This window comes from Enterovirga sp., assembly GCF_035325185.1.
In the GTDB taxonomy this organism is placed as follows: Bacteria; Pseudomonadota; Alphaproteobacteria; order Rhizobiales; family Beijerinckiaceae; genus Enterovirga.
Window position 1 is genome coordinate 1 of record NZ_DAOLAJ010000167.1, and the last position, 3,340, is coordinate 3,340.

3 protein-coding genes are annotated in these 3,340 nt (G+C 65.1%); all 3 read left to right on the forward strand.

All coding sequences use genetic code 11. The features are described from left to right. The coding region (locus PKD06_RS18595; RefSeq protein ID WP_324382769.1) for an aconitate hydratase at positions 1-1,874 on the forward strand (1,874 nt) is incomplete at its 5' end. Positions 1,875-2,022: 148 nt separating this feature from the next. Continuing rightward, the gene (locus tag PKD06_RS18600) at positions 2,023-2,610 is read left to right on the forward strand and encodes a hypothetical protein (RefSeq protein ID WP_324382771.1); all 588 of its coding nucleotides are present in this window, start codon (positions 2,023-2,025) and stop codon (positions 2,608-2,610) included. A 63-nt stretch (positions 2,611-2,673) separates the two neighbouring features. Continuing rightward, entirely contained in the window at positions 2,674-3,096 is a 423-nt protein-coding gene (locus tag PKD06_RS18605) for a hypothetical protein (RefSeq protein WP_324382773.1), read from the forward strand. Positions 3,097-3,340 lie beyond the last annotated feature (244 nt).

Consider the following 3,340-nt stretch of genomic DNA (forward strand, 5'->3'; position numbering starts at 1 on the left):
TGCTGCGCAAGAAGGGCGTCGTCGGCAAGTTCGTCGAGTTCTTCGGCCCCGGCCTCGCCGACCTCTCGGTCGCCGACCGCGCCACGATCGGCAACATGGCGCCCGAATACGGCGCGACCTGCGGCTTCTTCCCGATCGACGAGAAGACGATCGGCTACCTGCGCACCTCCGGCCGCGCGCCCGAGCGTGTCGCCCTGGTGGAAGCCTATGCCAAGGAGCAGGGCATGTGGCGCGACGCCTCGACGCCCGACCCGGTCTTCACCGACACGCTCGAGCTGGACCTGTCCGCGGTCGTCCCGTCCATGGCCGGGCCGAAGCGCCCGCAGGACCGGGTCGAGCTGGACAACGTCAAGCGCTCCTTCACGGCGGCGCTGGAAGGCGAGTTCAAGAAGCCCGGCCAGGCCGCCAAGCGCTACAAGGTCGAGGGGGCGAATTTCGACCTCGGCCATGGCGACGTCGTGATCGCGGCCATCACCTCCTGCACCAACACCTCGAACCCCTCGGTCATGATCGGCGCGGGCCTCCTCGCCCGCAACGCCGTCGCCAAGGGCCTGCGGGTGAAGCCCTGGGTGAAGACCTCGCTCGCGCCGGGCTCGCAGGTGGTCGAGGAATATTTCAACAAGTCCGGCCTCCAGCCCTTCCTGGACCAGCTCGGCTTCAACCTCGTCGGCTTCGGCTGCACCACCTGCATCGGCAATTCGGGACCGCTGCCGGAGCCGATCTCGAAGGCGATCAACGACAACGACATCATCGCCGGCGCGGTGATCTCGGGGAACCGGAACTTCGAGGGCCGCGTCAACCCGGACGTGAAGGCGAACTACCTCGCCTCCCCGCCGCTCGTCGTCGCCTATGCGCTGGCGGGCTCCCTCCAGGTCGACCTCGCGACGGAGCCGCTCGGCACGGGCGAGGACGGCAAGCCCGTCTATCTCAAGGACATCTGGCCCTCGACGCAGGAGATCGCCGATTTCGTCGAGAAGACGATCACCTCCGAGCTGTTCCGGTCGCGCTATGCGGACGTCTTCGCGGGCGACGCCCACTGGAAGGCCGTCCCCGTCTCGACCGGGCAGACCTACGGCTGGTCGATCAACTCGACCTATATCCAGAACCCGCCCTATTTCGAGGGCATGAAGAAGGAGCCGGCGCCGCTCACCGACATCCTGAGCGCGCGCATCCTCGGCCTCTTCCAGGACTCGATCACGACCGACCACATCTCGCCCGCCGGCAATATCCGGGCTTCCTCGCCCGCCGGCGTGTATCTCCAGTCGCATCAGGTCCGCGTCGCCGATTTCAACCAGTACGGCACGCGGCGCGGCAACCACGAGGTCATGATGCGGGGCACCTTCGCCAATATCCGCATCAAGAACCAGATGGTCCGCGACGAGGCCGGGAACGTGGTCGAGGGCGGCTACGCCATCCACCAGCCCTCCGGCGAGCGCATGGCCATCTATGACGCCGCCATGCGCTACAAGCAGGAAGGCGTGCCGCTCGTCGTGATGGCCGGCAAGGAATACGGCACGGGCTCGTCCCGCGACTGGGCCGCCAAGGGCACCAACCTGCTCGGCGTTCGCGCCGTCATCGCCGAGAGCTTCGAGCGCATCCACCGCTCGAACCTCGTCGGCATGGGCGTCATGCCGCTCGTCTTCCAGGGCTCCGACAGCTGGGCCTCGCTCGGGCTCAAGGGCGACGAGGTGCTCACCCTGCGCGGCATCGCCGAGGACCTCACGCCGCGCAAGAAGATGACGCTCGAGGTCAAGTCGTCGGACGGCAGCGTCAAGGAAGTGCCGCTGCTCTGCCGCATCGACACGCTCGACGAGCTGGAATATTTCAAGAACGGGGGCATCCTGCCCTACGTGCTGCGCCAGCTCGCGGCCTGACGCAACGGGCGCCGCAGGCGACGCCCAAGCGGAACGGGAGAGGCTCGCGACGGGCCTTTCTCGATCCTTGCGAGGTCCGTTCCGCCTCCTCTCGAAAACTCCCTTGCGGGCTGTTATGGGATCATGACAACCTGCGAGGGAGCGCTTGGTGTCGGACATCCTGAAGATCATCGAACGGATCGTTCAGGGCCGATCGTCCTTCACGATCCTTTTCAGCCTGACCCTCATCTTCCTGACGGTGGTCGCGTTCAGGTTCGAAGACCTCGCAAAAGTCGCGTCCGAGTACGTTGCCGCAAAGCCGGCGCCGTCCAAGGCGGCGCCCCCCGGCGCCGAGGCTCCCGCCAAGCCCGCCGCGCGGGCCGACGCGACGCCGGCTGCCCCTCCTCGGAGCGACCCTTCCTCTTCGCCGGGCATGAGCTCGCCGGCGCGGGAGGACACGTCTCCGGCCGGCTCGGCGGCAGGCGCCGGCTGCCTGTTCCTGCCCCGGCGTCCCGACCAATCCATCGACGTCGTTCCCGGCGCGATCCTGTGCGACGATGCCAGCCGTGAACGCGCCAGCGTGCAGGACATCCACCCGGACTTCCTGAGTTTCGTCCGCGACGACAGGACGGTCGCCCGATGCAGCACCAGGCCGGATCGCACCTGCAGCGTCTGGCCGGGCGCCCCCATCCTCCGCGTTTCGATGAAATCCGGGGGATCGAACCCTACGGGGCGTCTTTTCTTCTCCGAACGTTGAAACGCTTCGAGCGCGCCGGCCCCGATTCCCTTTCAGCTATGCTCATCGAAGAAAGGTCCTGACATGAACTGCTTCGCTCGAAGCTCGGCGATCATCCTCTGTGCGATGTCCGGATTGCATGGGGCATTCGCACAGACGAGCAGCGCGTCCCCGGACAAGCCGGCGGTCATGCTCAAAAGCGGCACGCCCGCCAGCATTGCCATGGTCCAGCACGGGATCTTCGAAATGTCTCCCGGCGATACGACCGACCTGACCGACGAGCGCCTGTTTTTTGTGTTGCAGAAAATTATGCATCCAGAAGATAAATTGTCTTCGTTAATTATTTATACAATAAACGGGGTTGGTTTTAATGCAAAACTAGGAAGTCGCATAAATTTGAAAGAAAGTTTCAAGATAAACAGGCGCGAATGCTTTATCGACGTCGTTGACATCCTCAGCCCGGATGGTGGGAAGCCGATTGCCAAGTTCAGGATGTATTGCGTCTAGAGCCTGGATCGCGAGGACGGACCGCCGGCGCGGCCGGTGGGCTTCTCGTCGGCCAGAGTCTCCATCGGCCTCGCGTCCATCTCCGAAAACGAGATCGAGCAAGTTGACGGCGTACTGGAACGGTTCCAGTGTCCGGCAACCGCTGCGCCTCGTGGGGAGCCGGGCCCAACGGCGGGATCGGAGGAGACGATGGCAACGGAAGCGCAGAGGGCAGGCCCCTCTCATCAGACGACGGATCCGCCGC

What these genes read in the sequence shown, in the direction of transcription:
- PKD06_RS18605 (WP_324382773.1), top strand. Translation starts at nt 2,674, where the DNA reads ATGAACTGCTTCGCTCGAAGCTCGGCGATCATCCTCTGTGCGATGTCC.